The organism is Halalkalibacterium ligniniphilum (genome assembly GCF_000334155.1).
Lineage (GTDB): Bacteria > Bacillota > Bacilli > Bacillales > Bacillaceae_D > Halalkalibacterium > Halalkalibacterium ligniniphilum.
Window position 1 is genome coordinate 1 of the sequence record NZ_ANNK01000184.1, and the last position, 344, is coordinate 344.

The 344-nt window shown below is 38.4% G+C and carries 1 protein-coding gene; it reads right to left on the minus strand.

Annotated elements, in window-relative coordinates:
* The coding region (locus tag BLT_RS24175) for a hypothetical protein (RefSeq protein ID WP_035426204.1) at positions 1-344 on the minus strand (344 nt) is incomplete at both ends.

Consider the following 344-nt stretch of genomic DNA (forward strand, 5'->3'; position numbering starts at 1 on the left):
CCACCAGATGTACCAGTTCCACCTGCAACTTCTTCAGCAGCAGTTGTATCTGCAGTTAATCCAAAATCACTTAAGTCTGCACCAGATAGTGTAATGTCCTCTGTAGAAGTAAATACTAAGCCGTCTCCAGCTTCGTTTTTAGCTACAGTCACATTTGAACCAGCTGTCTCTAATTGACTATTGATTTCAGCCACTAATCCATCTAAGTCAGATACATCAGTATCTAATGTAATAGTTGTATCGTTTACATCAAAAGTCTTAGAGTTAGTAGTAGTAAAGTCATAGTTATTTAGATTTGTAGCGGCATCAATTGTTGTTCCTTCTACTACCGCTTCTGTTGTGGT